This window comes from Marinobacter sp. UBA3604, from assembly GCF_002375325.1.
Classification (GTDB): domain Bacteria; phylum Pseudomonadota; class Gammaproteobacteria; order Pseudomonadales; family Oleiphilaceae; genus Marinobacter; species Marinobacter salarius.
Genome location: NZ_DFMB01000046.1, coordinates 99,636 through 116,415 on the forward strand (window position 1 = coordinate 99,636; position 16,780 = coordinate 116,415).

General features: G+C 57.2%; 14 protein-coding genes. 8 read left to right on the plus strand and 6 right to left on the minus strand.

Annotated features, from left to right (window positions below):
• Positions 1 to 132: 132 nt before the first annotated feature.
• Positions 133 to 3,633 (minus strand): NAD-glutamate dehydrogenase, encoded by a 3,501-nt coding sequence (locus tag B2590_RS14485; protein WP_286811447.1) that lies wholly within the window; start codon positions 3,631 to 3,633, stop codon positions 133 to 135.
• A 158-nt stretch (positions 3,634 to 3,791) separates the two neighbouring features.
• Between B2590_RS14485 and B2590_RS14490 the strand changes: the two genes are divergently transcribed.
• Positions 3,792 to 4,244, plus strand: a complete 453-nt coding sequence (locus tag B2590_RS14490; protein ID WP_007152658.1) for an Lrp/AsnC ligand binding domain-containing protein — start codon at positions 3,792 to 3,794, stop codon at positions 4,242 to 4,244.
• A gap of 43 nt (positions 4,245 to 4,287) precedes the next feature.
• On the opposite strand, the gene yeiP is transcribed toward B2590_RS14490, so the two are convergent.
• Both yeiP and B2590_RS14500 read right to left on the minus strand, forming a co-directional pair.
• Positions 4,288 to 4,854 (minus strand): elongation factor P-like protein YeiP, encoded by a 567-nt coding sequence (gene yeiP / locus B2590_RS14495; RefSeq protein WP_036209377.1) that lies wholly within the window; start codon positions 4,852 to 4,854, stop codon positions 4,288 to 4,290.
• Between the two features lie 88 nt (positions 4,855 to 4,942).
• The gene (locus B2590_RS14500; RefSeq protein ID WP_036209376.1) at positions 4,943 to 5,980 is read right to left on the minus strand and encodes a threonine aldolase family protein; all 1,038 of its coding nucleotides are present in this window, start codon (positions 5,978 to 5,980) and stop codon (positions 4,943 to 4,945) included.
• Between the two features lie 255 nt (positions 5,981 to 6,235).
• Here B2590_RS14500 and B2590_RS14505 point away from each other — a divergent pair, with 255 nt between their 5' ends.
• The 4 genes from B2590_RS14505 (at position 6,236) to B2590_RS14520 (ending at position 10,315) form a co-directional block, all read left to right on the plus strand.
• Positions 6,236 to 8,329 (plus strand): TonB-dependent siderophore receptor, encoded by a 2,094-nt coding sequence (locus B2590_RS14505; RefSeq protein ID WP_286811448.1) that lies wholly within the window; start codon positions 6,236 to 6,238, stop codon positions 8,327 to 8,329.
• Between the two features lie 159 nt (positions 8,330 to 8,488).
• On the plus strand, positions 8,489 to 9,037 hold the full coding sequence (locus B2590_RS14510) for a sigma-70 family RNA polymerase sigma factor (protein WP_036209373.1): 549 nt from the start codon (positions 8,489 to 8,491) through the stop codon (positions 9,035 to 9,037).
• Complete coding sequence (locus tag B2590_RS14515) at positions 9,034 to 9,789, plus strand: anti-sigma factor (RefSeq protein ID WP_286811449.1); 756 nt, start codon at positions 9,034 to 9,036, stop codon at positions 9,787 to 9,789. The genes B2590_RS14510 and B2590_RS14515 overlap by 4 nt, the downstream gene beginning before the upstream one ends.
• 106 nt (positions 9,790 to 9,895) lie before the next feature.
• Positions 9,896 to 10,315: a DUF7282 domain-containing protein gene (locus tag B2590_RS14520; protein WP_041334169.1), complete on the plus strand. Its 420-nt coding sequence runs from the start codon at positions 9,896 to 9,898 to the stop codon at positions 10,313 to 10,315.
• 41 nt (positions 10,316 to 10,356) lie between these two features.
• Here the strand turns inward: B2590_RS14520 and B2590_RS14525 are convergent, their stop codons facing one another.
• From B2590_RS14525 to B2590_RS14535, 3 genes are all read right to left on the minus strand, one after another.
• Positions 10,357 to 12,927 (minus strand): DUF2339 domain-containing protein, encoded by a 2,571-nt coding sequence (locus tag B2590_RS14525; RefSeq protein ID WP_286811450.1) that lies wholly within the window; start codon positions 12,925 to 12,927, stop codon positions 10,357 to 10,359.
• Between the two features lie 40 nt (positions 12,928 to 12,967).
• Complete coding sequence (locus B2590_RS14530; RefSeq protein WP_036209362.1) at positions 12,968 to 13,294, minus strand: hypothetical protein; 327 nt, start codon at positions 13,292 to 13,294, stop codon at positions 12,968 to 12,970.
• 120 nt (positions 13,295 to 13,414) lie between these two features.
• Entirely contained in the window at positions 13,415 to 14,035 is a 621-nt protein-coding gene (locus tag B2590_RS14535; RefSeq protein ID WP_126811843.1) for a pyridoxamine 5'-phosphate oxidase family protein, read from the minus strand.
• A 93-nt stretch (positions 14,036 to 14,128) separates the two neighbouring features.
• Here B2590_RS14535 and B2590_RS14540 point away from each other — a divergent pair, with 93 nt between their 5' ends.
• The 3 genes from B2590_RS14540 to B2590_RS14550 all read left to right on the plus strand — a co-directional run.
• Positions 14,129 to 15,559, plus strand: a complete 1,431-nt coding sequence (locus B2590_RS14540) for a PLP-dependent aminotransferase family protein (RefSeq protein WP_286811451.1) — start codon at positions 14,129 to 14,131, stop codon at positions 15,557 to 15,559.
• A gap of 40 nt (positions 15,560 to 15,599) precedes the next feature.
• A complete protein-coding gene (locus tag B2590_RS14545; protein ID WP_007152669.1) occupies positions 15,600 to 15,743 on the plus strand; it encodes a DUF3096 domain-containing protein in 144 nt (47 codons plus the stop codon).
• Positions 15,744 to 15,946: 203 nt separating this feature from the next.
• Positions 15,947 to 16,780 (plus strand): PAS domain S-box protein (locus tag B2590_RS14550; protein WP_286847965.1); only part of this gene is annotated, 834 nt, incomplete at its 3' end.

Consider the following 16,780-nt stretch of genomic DNA (forward strand, 5'->3'; position numbering starts at 1 on the left):
TACCGGGAACGACAAAGACTATTTGACTGTAAAAACCATACAAGCGCGACGTTCAGGCTTTTTTGGTTAATTAAAATTTACATTTTTCCTGTGAAATGATTAATTTTCAGACGAAAACACCCTGACAGATGACTAAGCTGCCTTTGCAGCCAGCTCCCGAAGCACGCCGTGGGCCACCGAGAACACGGCACAATCCACGTCACTCGCGGCTTGCATATCAGCCAGCATCTTTTGCCAACGGCTCAACAGAGCCTGCTTGTCTTCACGCCAACGTTCAAGCGACTGCTCAGGAGACATCGATCCGCCCCCTTCGGACGCGAAGGACAGTACACTCGCGGTCAGGTTCCGCAACTGGTGGTCCAGTTCGTCCCTGTAATGAAGCGTCGCCAGTACCTGCCAGTGCCCTCGGGCCTTGAAGGCACGCATCTGACGGTCCAGCCAGGTCAGTTTGAGACCTTCACCCAAGCTGAAGTACACCCAGGCCACCGACTCAAGATCCCGATCCAACTGACGGCCGATTTCGATGATATCCATCAGCCAATAGCGGCTTTCTGCAGAGGCAGCATAGGCTGCCAGTTTCTCCGGAACACGGTGCTCACAGTATTTATCATAGCGTTCCTGCCACCGACTTGCAGGAATCACCGCCTCCAGGCTCTCTGTCGACGCCAACACCTCCGCCAGCGGCCTCTGATAGTGGGCAATACAGGCATCCGGGTCCAGGTCAGCCCGGCGATTGTGCAACAGCCAGCTGGTACTGCGGGTAACCAGTCGAATCACATCGCTGAACAACTCTGCCTGCACGCCGGCACTGATTTTCCCGTCAAGCGCTTCAATCGCTTTCCACTGGGTTTCTACGTCATGGATCTGGAGGGAGATCAGGTAGCCGGCGGCAATCCGGCCACAGTCGGCACCGGTGGCATTACGCAGCTTGTCCGCCCAACTGATGCCCATGCGATTCACCATATCGTTGGCAATCTGCGTTGCAGCGATTTCCCCGCGCAGGGGATGGGCATCGATCGCGTCTGGAAAACGCTTGAGCAACGAGCCCGGGAAAGCGGAGTACAGGGCTGCGGAGAAACGATCGTCGTGAACAATAGGCGCAGCCTGCAACGCCTGCTTCAGTTCAATCTTGGCGTAGGAAATCAACACCGAAAGCTCAGGGCGAGTCAGCCCCGAAGCACGCTCTCGCCGCGAGCGGAGTTCCTCGTCGTCGGGCAGAAATTCGAGGGACCGATCAAGTTTCCCCTCTGCCTCCAACCGCCGCATCAGGCGTTCGTACTCGTCCGTAGTGGCAACCGCCCCCGTGGCGGCCAGGCTCAGAGCCATGGCCTGACGGTAATTGTTCCGCAGCACCAGCTCCGACACTTCCGGAGTCATTGCCCGGAGCATCTGGTTACGCTGCCTCAGCGTCATCTTCCCGCTTCGCACCCGCTCGTTGAGCAGAATCTTGATGTTTACTTCATGGTCCGAACAGTCCACCCCACCGGCATTATCAATAAAGTCGGTATTGGCGGCACCACCGGTTCTGGCAAAACCGATGCGAGCAAGCTGGGTGAAACCGAGGTTTCCGCCCTCACCAAGGACCCCGCATTGTAGCTGGTGGCTGTCTATCCTTACGGCATCGTTGGACTTGTCGCCGACGTCGTCATGGGTCTCGCCAGCCGCTTTCACGTATGTGCCGATACCACCATTCCAGAGCATGTCCACCGGGGCCTGCAACAGCGCACTGATCAACTCATTGGGCGGCAGGCGGGTTTCACGGATGCCGAGGCGTGCCTGCATCTGTGGCGACACGGGAATCCATTTGGCAGCCCGTGAGAACACACCACCACCCTCGCTGATCAGTTCTGCACTGTAGTCCTCCCAACTCGATCCCGGCGTTTCAAACAGGCGCTTGCGTTCGGCGAACGACGCCGCTGCATCCGGCTCCGGATCCACAAAGATGTGCAGGTGATTGAAGGCTGCCACAAGGCGAATGCGATCCGACAGCAGCATACCGTTGCCAAACACGTCCCCGCCCATGTCGCCAATACCCACAACGGTGAATTCGTCGGCCTGGGTGTCGATGCCTTTCTCAAGGAAATGACGTTTGACCGACTCCCAGGCGCCCTTCGCGGTAATACCCATTTTCTTATGGTCGTACCCCTCACTGCCGCCGGAGGCAAAAGCGTCACCAAGCCAGAAGCCGTATTCCCCGGAAAGCCGGTTCGCAATGTCAGAGAAGGTCGCCGTGCCTTTGTCGGCGGCCACCACCAGGTAGGTGTCATCGGCGTCGTGACGGACCACGTCAACCGGTGGCACTACGCTGCCTTCATTCAGGTTGTCGGTCAGGTCCAGCAAACCGCGGATGAATGTCTGGTAGCAGGCAATACCCTCTTCTCTCAGTGCCTCGCGTGAGCCGCCTTCCGGAGGCTGCTTGACGATAAAGCCCCCTTTGGCACCCACGGGTACGATGACCGAATTCTTGACCTGCTGGGCCTTCACCAGCCCGAGTATCTCTGTGCGGTAGTCTTCGCTACGGTCGGACCAGCGCAAACCACCACGGGCCACGGCGCCTCCCCGGAGATGAACCCCTTCCACCCGAGGGGAACACACGAATACCTCGAAACGCGGGCATGGCTTGGGAATATCCGGGATGCTGGAAGGATCGAGTTTAAGCGAGATATAGCCTTTGAACTCGCCGGTGTCCTGGCGTTGGAAATAGTTGGTTCTGAGGGTGGCCTTGATCAGTACATAAAACCGCCGGAGGATACGGTCGTCGTCAAGGCTTGTTACGGCGTCGAGAGCCTCAAGAATCCGGTTCTCGATGTGCTCGGATTCAGATTCCCGATTGCCCAAAACAGGATCGAAACGAGCGCTGAAGAGGGCGACCAGCAACGCCGTGATATCCAGGTGCCGGGCCAGGGTGTCGGCAATAAAGGGCTGGCTAAATCCGAAGCGCAACTGCTTGATGTAGCGGGAGTAGGCTCGCAGCAGGCTGACTTCACGCCAATTCAGACCCGCCGCCATCATCAACTGGTTGAAGTCGTCGTTTTCAGCGAAACCATTCCAGATTTCCCGGAACCCTTCCTGAAGTCGCGGTTTGGCCGCTTCGACATCTGCGCCACGGCAGCGGGAATGACATTCCACGGTAAAATCACTGACACCGAACTGCTCGCCGTCACGCCGCCGAATACGATACGGGTGCTCCCCCAACACTCGCATGCCAAGATTCTCAAGGATCGGAATCACATCTGACAGAATCACCGGCTTGCCCTGACTGTAGAGCTTGAAGTTCAGTTCCTGCTCTCCCTGCTCCGATGATGTGTAGAACCTCATGGGCACATCAGAACTGAGGGCAATGGACTGGATTTGCTGGATATCGCCAGCGGCCTCCGCGACGGAGAATCTCGATCGGTAACTCGAAGGGAACCCGCCGCTGAACATCCCCGCCCAACGCTTTCCTTCCGCTTTACCCAACACCTCGGTCAAACGGCGGTGCAACGCGTCGTCCCAGGACTGGGACTCCTCCAGCATCGTCGCCACAACGTCACGCAGATGGCCGGAATCGTCCGGGTCGTAGTCCTCACCCTCCAACGCCTCGGAGAGCTGTTCCAGGAGGGTTTGCTTTTGAGGGGAATCGGAATGGGTCATCGGAGATCTCCGGGGATATCAACTGGGGCATGTATGACGGAACATCCCCAGTATAGACAACTCACGAAAGACTCTTTGCCCATAAAGTTTTAAAATGCAGGCAATTTGATTATATTCTTGGCTTTGTATAGCCGTATATCCATATCGAGAAATAAGTTATGGTCGAATTGGACAGGATCGATCACTCCATCATCCGCGAACTGCAAAAACACGCACGGGTGACCGTCACCGAACTGGCGTCACGTGTTGGTTTGTCAAAAACCCCCTGCCAGGTCCGTATGAGGCGCCTCGAAGAACAGGGCTATATCACGGGTTACACAGCCCTGATCAATCAGACCAAACTCGGACAGAGTCATATTGCCTTTGCCCAGGTCACCCTGAACGACACCAGCAGCAATGCCCTTGCGGCCTTTAACCATTCGGTGAAGCAGATTTCAGCGGTAGAGCAATGCCACATGATTGCCGGCAACTTCGACTACCTGCTGAAAGTACGCACGCGGAACATGGCAGAATACCGGCAAGTGCTGGGGGAGCAGATATCGGCGCTGCCCCATGTGTTGCAGACCAGCACGTTTGTGGTCATGGAGAATGTGAAAGACGCGGGGCTATGAGCCACAACGGCACCGAAAGCCCCGCTATCGGGTAAGCCGAGGATCAAACCCGCCCCAGAAACCGCCGCTCATCGACATTGACCTTAATGCGGTCGCCCGTGGAAATATGCTCGGGCACCTGCACCACCAGGCCGGTGGTGAGCCTGGCCGGCTTGGTGCGGGCAGTGGCCGAGCCACCCTTTACCGACGGGTCGGTTTCTTCGATCAGCAGGTCCACCGTAGGGGGCAAATCCAGCGCCACTGGCGCATCGCTCACCAGAACCACCATCAAGCCCTGAGTCTCTTCGTTGATGAACAGCAGTTCATCGGCAATGGCCTCGCCATTCAGGCTGTACTGCGTATAGTCCTCGCTATCCATGAAGACGTACTCCTCGCCATCCGAATAGGAGAACGTTGCTGGCCGACGGACCAGATCCGCCAGGTTCAGCATATCGGAGTCCTTGAAGGTCTGGTCGATCTTGTAGCCGGTTACAACGTCGTAAAGGCGCATGCGATACAGGCTGCCACCGGCACGCCCCTGCGGGACAGAACGCTCAATATCTTTTACGAAGTAGACACCACCTTCGTACTCGATCGCCGAATTCTTTTTGATTTCACCTGCTTTTGGCATTGCTACGGATTCCGGAATTTAAAGTGGGACAAACAGGGTGCTGATATATCATGAAGCGACGACGCTGGCGAGAGGCCCGACACCAAAATCAGGACACCAGCGCCCGCAAGTCCGCCAGAAAGCGATCAACCTGCTCCGGGGTGGTCGACCAGGAGCACATCAAACGGGCACTTCCGCCGATGAAATTGTAGAACTTCCACCCTTTGTCGCGCAGCGCCGCCTGCACCGGGTCAGGCATTTCTACAAATACGCCGTTCACTTGCCTGGGGTAACGGAGCCCGATACCCGGCAAGCCTTCCAGGCCCTTCGCCAGTCGCTCTGCGCAGGCATTCGCGTGCCGGGCATTCTCCAGCCATACATTACCTTCAAGCAGCCCGCACCAGGGCGCGGAAATGTAGCGCATCTTTGACGCCAATTGCCCCGCCTGCTTGCAGCGCCATTCGAAGTCCTCTGCCAACGCACGATTGAAGAACACAACGGCCTCCCCCAGAGCCAGGCCGTTCTTGGTGCCCGAGAAACACAGTACGTCCACGCCAGCTTTCCAGGTAATCTCGGAAGGGTGCACATCCAGCGCCGCTACGGCATTGGCGAAACGAGCTCCGTCCATATGGATATTCAAGTTGAAACGATCAGCCGTTTGCCGGATCGCGCGTAGCTCGTCTGGAGAATAGACAGTACCCACCTCAGTTGCCTGGGTCAGGCTCAGGGCCTTGGGTTTGGGGTAGTGGATATCCGTGCGCTTGGTGACCAGGTGCTCAATACTCTCTGGCGTCAGCTTGCCGTTCGGCCCCTGCCCCAAAAGCAGTTTTGCACCGTTGGAAGCGTACTCCGGCCCGCCACACTCGTCGGTCTCGATGTGCGCCAGTTCGTGGCAGATCACACTGTGGAATGACTGCCCCATGGATGCCAGTGCCAGTGAGTTTGCGGCAGTGCCGTTGAACACAAAAAAGACATCGCAGTCGGTATCGAATAGGCCCCGAAGCCCATCGGCGGCTCGTTGTGTCCAGCGGTCTTCCCCATACGCCGGCTCGTCAGAACCATTCGCCTCGGCCATTGCGGACCAGGCTTGCGGGCAAATGCCACTGTAATTATCACTGGCAAACTGTTCTGACTCAGACACGGGCATACTCCTGGAAGTCTGTATCGAAAAGACTGATAAGACCTTAACTCTATTTGCAAAACTCCGAATTTGCTACTCAAAAAGTGCATTCCTCAGCTCGTCACGACATGCCGCCGAACACAGACCTACGCGTGAGAATGCCATCCTAAATTATTAATCATAATGAGATTGATTTGCATTATTTAATGCGGCTGATATGATTGCCGCCATCCAACATGAACATCCGTTCATTTCTCTCCCAGCGTTTTCCGGAGGTTTTCGATGGCCCAGTCTCCCACCCCGCACCAGCTCACGCTGGCGATCAGGCGCACACTAACCCTTTTGGCAACCTGCTCCGCAATCTGTGTTCCAGCTATCGCGGCTGCGCAGGACGATGCCAGCGAACCAACGAGTCTGGGGGAGCTGGTTGTGTCCGCAACCGCTTTGAAAGTGGAAGCCCCGTTGATGGAAACCCCCCGGCCCGGCTCGGTGGTGGAGCAGGAGGAACTGGAAGAGCGCAACGTACAGGCGCTTGATGAAACCTTCCGCTACCGTGCCGGAGTGCTCTCGGGACAGTATGGTGAAGACAACGATACCGACTGGTTGAAGATACGTGGTTTCGACCAGTCGACTTATCAGGACGGCCTGCGAATCTATCGCGAGGGGTTCTATCAATGGCTGCCAGAGCCCTTTGGCCTGGAGCGCATAGAGCTGCTCAAAGGCCCCGCGTCCATTCTGTACGGCGAAGCGCCTCCGGGTGGTGTGATTAATGCCATCAGCAAGCGACCAACCGATACTGTTCAGGGCCAGATCAATCTACAGGCAGGAACCGATGAGCATCGCCAGCTTGGGGTCGATACGTCCGGCCCCGTCGGCGATCGAAACGATCTCAGCTACCGTCTGGTTGGCTTGCACCGCTATAACGAAGGCGATCTGGATTTCACCGAGAACGAGCGCTACTACCTGGCCCCAAGCCTGACCTGGGAGATGTCTGACAGCACCGAGCTCACCTTATTGGCAAGTATCCAGAAGGACGACGCCATTCCGACCAATCCGTTCAAGCTGCCATTTGGCACCATAGACGACACGCCTTTTGGCAAAGTGGACCCGTCCACCAACTACAGCGAGCCAGGCTACGACACCAACGAACGCACCCAGTCAGCCATCGGCTATTCACTGAGTCATCGCCTAAACGACACCTGGACCTTCGAGCAGGACTTCCGCTACAGCCAGGTAGACCTGCTGTTACGCAGCAGCTTTATCTTCTTCCAGACAGGTCCGCGGGAAGGTCAGCGCTATCTGGTCTACCGGGACGGCGAGATCAACAGCTGGACAATCGACAATCGCCTGGTGGGCAAGTGGTTTACCGACCGCACCGAACACACGTTGCTGTTCGGGGTGGACTATCAGGATCTTGAAAACGAGGGCAAACAGAACGGCGCTGGGGGATCTACTCCGTTTGGCGGTCCTATCGACCTGTTCGACCCTCAGTACGGCAACTTCACGCCAATCACCGCCACAGATCTGATCGTACAGGACATCAACAAGCAGCAGACAGGCTACTACCTCCAACATCAACTGCGCCTGGATGATCGCTGGGTGTTCCTGGCCGGTGGTCGCTTTGACCAGGCCGAAGTCGACAGCGTTAATCGTACGGCCGGCACACGCCAGGAAGCCGATGCTGATGAATTCTCCCTCTCCGGTGGTGTGATGTATCTGGCGGACAACGGATTCTCGCCCTACGTGTCCTACACCGAATCATTTCAGCCTATTTCAGGTACTGATGGCACTGGCGACCTTTACGAACCAAGGAAAGGCAAGCAATTGGAGGCCGGCGTCAAAATCGCTCCGGACGATCTGGATGGCTACGTAACAGCGGCGATTTACCGGATCGAAGAAGAGAATTCCCTCGGCACCAGCCAAAGCGGTTTCCAGATCCAGGACCGGGAGCGCACCACGGCTGGCTTTGAACTGGAGAGTGTCAGCTACCTGACCGACCAACTGGAACTGACCGCCGCGTACACGTACAGCGATGCCACGATCAAGGAAACCGAGACCGACAACAGCGAACGCGCAGCCCCGCTTATCCCTAGACATATGGCGTCAGCCTGGCTGGATTACAGTTTCGTCGACCACGTGCCAGGCCTGAAAATCGGCGGCGGCGCACGCTATGTGGGCTCTACTCGCGACGGCACGACCGATGTTCCCTCTTACACGGTTCTGGACCTGATGGCCCAATACGATGTAACCCGCAACTGGCAGGCACAGGTGAACGTCACCAATGTTGCGGACCGGGAATACGTCGCAAGCTGTGATTACTGGTGCTACTACGGCGAAGCCCGCAGCGTGGTTGCCAGCGTCCGCTACCGTTGGTGAAGGGCTCACACACAAACTTGCTTGACGAAATAAACCCGAACACGGCAATCTGCGTATCACGAGGCAACTTTTCACACACCCGTTGGCGACTCCTGCATGTCTGAACCGTTCAGTTCATCCACCACTGGCCGCGCCCCATCAGGCGCGGAGTCGCCATCCATGTCAGAGTCCCCCGACCAACTCAGCCAGCTTCTTATGGGCGTTGCCGCAAAAGACCGCGCAGCGTTTGCAACACTGTATGAAGCAACGGCGCCGAAACTTCTTGGTACCATCACCCGTATCTTGAATAACCGGGGCTGGGCCGAGGAAGTCGTGCACGATACGTATATCAAGATCTGGCGAAAAGCGGATCAGTTCGACGCTTCCAAGGCCTCTGCGATTACCTGGATGGTCACCATTGCCCGCAACGGTGCTATCGACGAGCTGCGAAAGCAGCCGGCAAGTCGCAAGGCACCGGAAGATGAGCTGGAGCAGCTTGCCAGCAAAGAACCCAATGCCCAATCACAAGTGGAAAGCCAGCAGACCGTGAACCGACTGAACCTATGCCTGGAGGAGCTGGAAAAAGATCGCCGCGACATGGTGCGGTTGGCCTATCTTAACGGCTGGTCCAGAGCAGACCTGGCCACGCATTTCGATCAACCGGTGAATACTGTCAAAACCTGGCTACACCGGGCGCTGAAACAACTGAAAGGGTGTCTCACACCATGACCGACCGCGACGATCTGGACATGCTGGCAGCAGAGTTCGTCCTGGGCACACTGGATGCCCGGGAGCGGGCCGCTGTGGCCGTGCGTCGGCAAAGCGAACCGGATCTCGACGAGATGATCTCTGCCTGGGAGCAGCGTTTGTCTGCACTGGCTGATGAAGTAACGCCGGTCACGCCAGACCCCGAGCTGTATCAGCGGATTGAACAAGATATCGATGCCCTCGAGACGCGCCGGGCAGGTGTCGATACTGACAGCCTCGATAAATCCAACGTGATTTCCCTGCACAAGCGCCTCCGGCGTTGGCAGTGGAGTACGGCCCTGGCGTCTGCCGCTGCCATGGTGCTGGTGGCCGTTCTCATATTCCAACCTGCGCCAGAGCAGGGCCCGCAATCTTTTGTGGCCGTGTTCCAGCAGAATGACCAGCAGCCGGCCTTCATGCTCTCGGTAGACCTCAACAACCGTCAAATGCAGATTCGTCCGGTAACAGCCGAACCCATGCAGGGAAAATCCTACCAGATGTGGATAAAGGCCGATTCACTCGGGCCGAATCCGCGCTCCCTGGGCGTACTCAACGACAACTTTGAGCTGGAGCGTGCAGCCCTTCGTGACTACGATCCTGAACTACTGAAGAAAGCCACCTTCGGTATCAGCGTAGAGCCCGAAGGCGGCTCACCTACTGGCCAGCCCACCGGGCCGGCCATACATGGCTACCTTTATCCCGTTGCTGATGCCACATCCGACCCCTCTCACTGATTCTTTTTTCCTTACTGAAACTTTTGGGAATCACACCCCGTAGCTGTGGTTACACCCATCGAACAAGACATCAAGATGGGATCAACCCGAAAGCAAGGAGAACACAATGAAGAAGCATTTGATGACAAGCGCATTTCTAGCCGCAACTCTGGCTTCTGGTTCCGCATTGGCAATGGACAACATGAAAGTCGGGGTTTGGGGAGACAATCAGTCAGTAGCGGACGGCACCGTGACTGCCAAGAAAGTGGTTGCCGAGAAAAATGGCTGGCTCGTGGTGCACCGCACGGATGAGAGTGGCAAGCCAGGCCCGGTCGTGGCACACGCTCCCCTTCGCAAGGGTAAAAACACAGACGTGGCCGCCATCCTGACCGAAGACGTCAAATCCGGCGACATGCTGATGCTGATGCTTCATAGCGAAGACGGTGGCATGAAAACCGGCATTTTCGAATACACCCTGGGCGCCAAGGAAGACGGCCCCATCAAGAAAGACGGCAAGCTTGTGATGAAAACCATCACAGCGAAGTAATTGACCGGCAATTAACAGGGTGGGGCCTCTCACGGCCCCGCCTAATCAGACGGTGGGGCCACAATACCCTGCGCTTTCCGATACATCCACGCCAATCCCAATAACGCCAGCCCAAGCCCCATAAAGGCCGCCACTCGCCAAAGCCCCTGTAGACCGGCCATATCGATGAGAAAAATCTTGGCAATCACCAAGCCTAACAGAGCCATACCTGCCTTGTAGAGCATCGCATTGTCACGCTTGGCGGAATAGGCAATAGCGCCAATGGCATAGAAAAGACTGACGACCGAATAGCTGTAGAGCTCACCCTCTGACATACCGAACGACAGCCCCATGTCACTCCCCTGCCAGAGTTGTCGGATTTCCAGCGCGGTGAACAGCAGAAAACCGGCAGACGCCACGCACAACGACCAGAACCGGGGCGCAAGCGAGGGAAACCGGCTGACCGCAAGCGCCAACAGAATGGGGCCACCGTAGGCGGGAAGCAGCATGTTGATGATCGGTGTATCACCAATAGGGCCGCCGCCCCACCAGGGATTGTGCAGCGTTACCAGAGCGAGATAACTCAACGTCGACAGCGCAACCAGTATCCGCGAGAACAACCGGTACAACCAGGCCAGTGACTCACTCGCCCCGGCACGCACCGTGTAGGTCACGCCCAGTGCACCCCAGAGCAGTGTGTTGATTGCGGCCTCGGTAAAGCTGTACTGCTGGGAAAAAATATCGCCATCGTAAAGCCAGTAGCGCATCTCGGCACCCAGGAACAGCACCAGTAGATGCAGGGTTGCCCCCTCCAACCAAGGACGAATGGCACGATCCTTCCCCGCCAGCCAGGTGGCAATGCCGGCAAACAGCGTCGCCCCACCATAGCTCCAGAGTGACCAATGAAGATCGGTATCGTAATCCTGCAGCCAGGGGTTGAACGTCAGCCGTGCCACCACCAACGCCAGGGCCACCTTCAGTAACAGATAGAGCTCGGGCATCTGATAACGCCGCGCCAGCCAGGTAAGGCTGACAAACTGAGCAGACAGGGCCAGGGTGAGTGACGCCTCGCGGGCAATCATGACCGCCGCCAGGGAATAGCTGACGTGTGCCGCCATCACTGCCCAGACAACGCCCAACCGATAGCGCTGCATGCTTTCGAGCTTCCACGCGAGCACGCCGTAAACGCCGCCAACCAGCAACATCGCGACCGACCAGGCGGACGAGGTCTGGTGGCCGTGTATTAACAGCCAACCCAGCACCGCCCAAACCAGTGGCGACAACAGCGTAAAGGAGGCCCACCGGCGACGATCATTCTGGCGAACCCAGTGCCACAACCCGAGCCCGGTGGAGAGTATGGCGGCCCCAATCAGGTAGGACAGCAAACCACCCTGATGCTCCGGCGCCATCTGCGTAACATAGGTCACCTCAGTGCCATTGCGCCCAACGTATCCGAGCCATCCCAGCGCACTGACCAGCACCGCAGCCCAGGGCAGGAACCAGAGCGCTCCACGGCTCTGCGGCACCAGCGCTGCGGCTGGCAGTATGAGAAGCCAGCTCCAGAAAAACGGGCGGTCGCCCTGCCCGACCATCGATAGTGCCCAGACAACCAGCAGGGATATCAAGACTTCCCGTAAATACGGCAACGCCTGCTTTGCGCGAACCGGAACCATGGCAAACACCACAAACAGGGCGGCGATGTACCAGGCTGTTGAGGCGCCGATGGCGGCTCCGCTGGACGTGGCCAACCACCACAGCAACGCACCGGATAACGTGGCGTACCAAAGCCAGTCCCGATAGACATAACGCATCAACATCAACGAACTGACGGTGATCAGGAAACTGTAAGACAGCACAAAAGCCACGCTGCCATCATCGCCACCGATCAATAACGGCACCAGATAGGCGCCACTCAACCCCATGACAGCAAGCAACGGGCCATGAAACAGCGACAGCACCATGGTACCCAGAGACACAATAGCCAGCCCGAACAGGCCCACGGTAGGGCCGACCAGCCCGTAATGGTGAACGCCCGCCAGCAATGCCGCATAGAGGGTGATACTGCCTCCACCCGCCAGCGCCGCAAATACTTCGTTTGCACCCCGGTTGCGACGACGCAGGTACTCCGCTCCCGCATGCAACGCAAGACCGCTGAATAGCGCCAACATCAATTGCTGCGATGGGCCGATCATTCCTGCGTTGATGGAGTGGCTGACCATGAAAATACCGGCCAACCCAACGCTCAGTCCACCAAGCCAGACCATCCAGTTATCCTTCAGGGCCTGGACAAGGCGAGATTTATCGCGTGACGTCGCATCCGCACTCGGGGAGCTTGTGTCAGGAAAGGGGCTTGTGTCAGGAGAGGGGCTTGATTCAGAAGGGGCTGGCGCGTTCTCGACAACGGCTTCGTCGAGTTCAAGCTCCAGCTCCGGGGCCGGCTGGTCTTGGTCTTTTCCGCCCAAATGTTGCTTTAGATAAGTCACTTCTTCGCGCAAACGGGACACTTCCCGGTTCAGGGACTCAAGGCGTTCCGACTGATCACGACGTCGGGAAAACGCAAGAATACCCAGCACGGAACCCACCGGCAGGAGTATCGCAAGACCAAGTGCCAGAATAATCAATAATGCTTCCATGCTGCCCCTCGTGTGTCAGGCGCCCGACATAAGGGCCCGCTTAGCCAAAATAATCCTGCATCCAGTCCACCAGCGTTTGGGCACTGACCTCCGACAACGCCATGCCCTGGAACTCATCACCCACTTCATCATCGATGGTCACAAACTGATACAACAACACGCCTGGCTGGTTGTCGTGCAGGATCAACGTTATGCGGCGCCGGGTGCGCAGACAGTCAATGGTCATGACATCCGCAGGAATACCCGAATCACGCATGCCCCGGCGCACTTCCAACACCGGGTTGATGTGCTCATGGGCAGCCTGGATGCGGGTATGTGCATCACTGGCGATATCGGACAAGGCTTTCAGGGGATCAACATCGGACATGCGTTGCTGCCTGTGTTATCTGGCAAGTAAGTGAAACGATTGTGAACACAGTTTACCTTGAATGACCCCCAATCATAACCTGCCGGCCAACGATCGGGGGCATCAACGCCTGCACTCACCCTACGCGGGCAGCACACCGTGCCACACCGGGAGCGCCATATCCTCGGGTTCCTCTCCAGGACCGCCATCCCTGCTTTTGAACGCGCCCTCCCTGATCGGAATCCGGAACAATGCCGTCGCCTTGCGCTCCTTTGCATTGGGGGCACGCACCTGCTCCCAACGGCCCGATTCAATCTGATTAATGATGGCCTGGAATGCGGCGTCGAACTCACGATCATCCGACACTCGCGAGGCCCTGCCGAACAGCACCAGCGATTCATAGTTGGCACTGTGGTGGAACGCTGACTTAGTCATTACCCACTGGTTGGTCACGGCAAATGAAATGCACAACTGTTGTCCCGATGCCAGCGTCTGCGCCAACCTGCCACCGCTGAGTGTATGCAGGTAAAGGTCGTCAGCAAGACGCCACGCTGTGATCGGGATAATGCGTGGCTCACCTTCTTCAACAAAACCCACATGCGCTGTTTTTAATCTATCGATCAGGGCGTAAGCCGGCGCCCGCTCATAACTGGCTCTCCTGGCCGCGCGCTTCACCCGGCTGCGAGGACAGCAAGACAGCGGTGATGACGGCGGTGATAACGTTAGTGATAAAGGGATATCCGTGATTTCCTTCCGAGACATCGTATGCTCCTTTTGCAAAGTACGCCTCTATTAGAAGAAACATCTGATACCATGGAAAGATCCAGATTACAGATTTCAATAGGACCAGTTAAGGTGATTGACGATATACGGTTCGAGCACACCACACCGCTGCAAACGCAGCTTTATCAACACCTGTCCCAGCGCATTATCCATCGACGTTACCTGCCGGGAAGCCAACTGCCCTCCAGCCGTCAGCTGGCGGCAGACCTGGGTGTCAGCCGCAATACCGTCAACGCCGTTTACGACCAGTTGAAAGCCGAAGGTTTCTTGCAAAGCCGGGCTGGCCAAGGCGTATTCGTGCATAAAGACCTCAACCAGACCATCAACCAACCCAACGAAGGGGCCATTCAAACCACACAGGCCATGACCTTGCCGCCACTGCCGCCGGCTCCCGTCAGCCGTCTGCAGCTTGGGGAAGACGCCAACCTGCCCTTCCAACCCGGGCTGCCCGACATCAACGCCTTCCCCATTCGCAGTTGGAACCGAATACTGCACCATCAGGAGAGCCGAAGAAGCCTTCGTGGCTATGACACAACCCAGGGTTACCAGCCATTGCGCAGAGCCATTGCTGATTATTTGCGAGCCTCCCGCGGGGTGCGTTGCCAGGAACACCAAGTGATCGTGACCAATGGGGCTCAACAGGCGCTGTCGCTGATTGCAGACGTGCTGTTAGAACCCGGTGACAGGGTCTTTGTTGAGAATCCCGGCTACCGCGGCGCCCGATACGCCCTTGGCCGCCACGGCAACCCACTGCTACCCGTGCCACTCAAGCAACAGGTTCTGGATGTGGGCATTCTGGACAGCCTTGGCGACGCCAAACTGCTGTTCTGCACACCGACTCACCAATACCCCATGGGCGGCATTCTCGATGTCTCCCAGCGCATGGCACTGCTACAGTGGGCGCGCCGAAACCAGACGTGGATCGTGGAAGACGATTACGACAGCGAGTTCCATTTCTATAACAAACCGTTTGCAGCCATTCAGGGCATGTTCGATACCGCCCCCGTTCTCTATGTGGGCAGCTTCAGTAAGACACTGCTGCCAGCCCTGCGCGTCGGCTACCTGATCGTACCAGAGGCACTCGTCGACCATTTCCTCTGGGTCAAGCGTGTCAGCGGCGGAGAGACACCATTACTGACCCAGGCAACCATCGCCGAGTTCATCGACAGCGGCCAGTTCACACGACATCTGCGCCGTATGCGCCAACTCTATCGTGATAAGTGGCATCATTTTCAGGCACGGGTTACCGAAAAGCTTGGCGGCAGGCTGGTCCCCATAGCGGAAAGTGCCGGAATGCATTTGGTTCTGAAAGGCAACGTGGATGACCTTGCCCTGAGCCAGCAACTGAGAGACCTGGGTTTCGGTAGCACGGCCCTCAGCGAGCACTACATCGGAAGAACCGCGCAAACTGGGCTGGTGATGGGATTCGCGAGTGCGAGCGAGTCACAGATCGAGGCGTGCGTGGATGCACTGTGCAGACTTACCGACTACGATGAAAGATAGAAAAACACGCTCCAACGTACTCGACAGGGATATTACTCTTATGACACTTCACCTTGAACTGGCGCCACTGATCAGCCTGGGCGCGGGCATTGGCATACTCGTGTTTCCAAAGCTGCTTAACTACATCGTCGCGGGTTATCTTATTATTCTCGGCGTTCTGGGGTTGTTGGGGCATACACTGTAAGCTGAAGACCCAGCGAGACAAAGCCATCTGTTGGCGCGATTTGTGGAGAGCACCGGCAGTCATGCGAAGCAAAGGACAGCAACCCAATCTTCAGCGGAAACTGACCGCGCTGGTAGCAGGGCTGTGCCTCACGATCATCCTGACCGTGTGTTTCATGGTCGCCGTGGTGCAAGTGCAGTCGGCAATCACCGCCTACACCTGGGGTGATACTGCTGATCCGCCTTTTCTCATGGCTCGACCAGTTGGAACGTGCCATTGCAGCCTGGGCGGAAACCGATGAACGGCTACTTGAGCTGGACCAGATCGGCAACGCGATGGAACGTGAATGGCTGAAGACCTCTCCGAGTCGCGACAAACTCGACGCCCTGAGGGAAAGGCTTGCCGTTCTGGACGAGAGCTTGCAAAAAAGCGCCCGAAAATTCCGTCTGGCCATGGGCGATGCATCCCGCTGGTCTGCCAGCTTCCTCTCCGTCGTCAGCGCCGGATTTCTGATTCTCGTGGCGTTGTTATCCTGGTACCTGGGCTTCCGGCTGGTGAGACTACTCAAACGCACCGAACAGAATTTTCGTTCCATTTTCGAGCAGTCCGCCATCGGCATTATCCGAATTGATACCGAAGGCCGGATTGTCAACGCCAACCGGGCCACCTATGACATTCTCGGCTACCAGCCCGATGAACTCGTACCCAGGCCCTACTGGGAACTGGTTCATCCGGAAGACTGGGACGTTGCCCGGGAAGAACGGCGGGCCATTAATTCGGGGGCCATCGACAGTTACACCGCCGAACATCGGCTCGTTCGCAAAGACAACACGTTGTTATGGGCCAGACTCACCGCGTCCCGTGTGTGGGATGCTCCCAGTGCGTCCGCTTATTTCACAACGGTGCTGGAAGACATTTCCGAATCCCATCGACTGTCGACTGAACTCAGCTACATGGCAACCCATGACAGCCTGACAGGCCTGATCAATCGACGGGAATTCGAACACCAGCTTGCCAGTCATCTCGGGCGTGCCCGATCGAGTAGGAGGGGGAGTCAC

Bases quoted from the DNA above. Each gene is read 5' to 3' on its own strand.
- yeiP (WP_036209377.1), bottom strand. From the start codon at position 4,854: ATGCCAAAAGCAGGTGAAATCAAAAAGAATTCGGCGATCGAGTACGAA.
- B2590_RS14520 (WP_041334169.1), top strand. From the start codon at position 9,896: ATGAAGAAGCATTTGATGACAAGCGCATTTCTAGCCGCAACTCTGGCT.
- B2590_RS14510 (WP_036209373.1), top strand. From the start codon at position 8,489: ATGTCAGAGTCCCCCGACCAACTCAGCCAGCTTCTTATGGGCGTTGCC.
- B2590_RS14515 (WP_286811449.1), top strand. From the start codon at position 9,034: ATGACCGACCGCGACGATCTGGACATGCTGGCAGCAGAGTTCGTCCTG.
- B2590_RS14545 (WP_007152669.1), top strand. From the start codon at position 15,600: ATGACACTTCACCTTGAACTGGCGCCACTGATCAGCCTGGGCGCGGGC.
- B2590_RS14500 (WP_036209376.1), bottom strand. From the start codon at position 5,980: ATGCCCGTGTCTGAGTCAGAACAGTTTGCCAGTGATAATTACAGTGGC.
- B2590_RS14505 (WP_286811448.1), top strand. From the start codon at position 6,236: ATGGCCCAGTCTCCCACCCCGCACCAGCTCACGCTGGCGATCAGGCGC.
- B2590_RS14530 (WP_036209362.1), bottom strand. From the start codon at position 13,294: ATGTCCGATGTTGATCCCCTGAAAGCCTTGTCCGATATCGCCAGTGAT.
- B2590_RS14525 (WP_286811450.1), bottom strand. From the start codon at position 12,927: ATGGAAGCATTATTGATTATTCTGGCACTTGGTCTTGCGATACTCCTG.
- B2590_RS14490 (WP_007152658.1), top strand. From the start codon at position 3,792: ATGGTCGAATTGGACAGGATCGATCACTCCATCATCCGCGAACTGCAA.
- B2590_RS14535 (WP_126811843.1), bottom strand. From the start codon at position 14,035: ATGTCTCGGAAGGAAATCACGGATATCCCTTTATCACTAACGTTATCA.
- B2590_RS14485 (WP_286811447.1), bottom strand. From the start codon at position 3,633: ATGACCCATTCCGATTCCCCTCAAAAGCAAACCCTCCTGGAACAGCTC.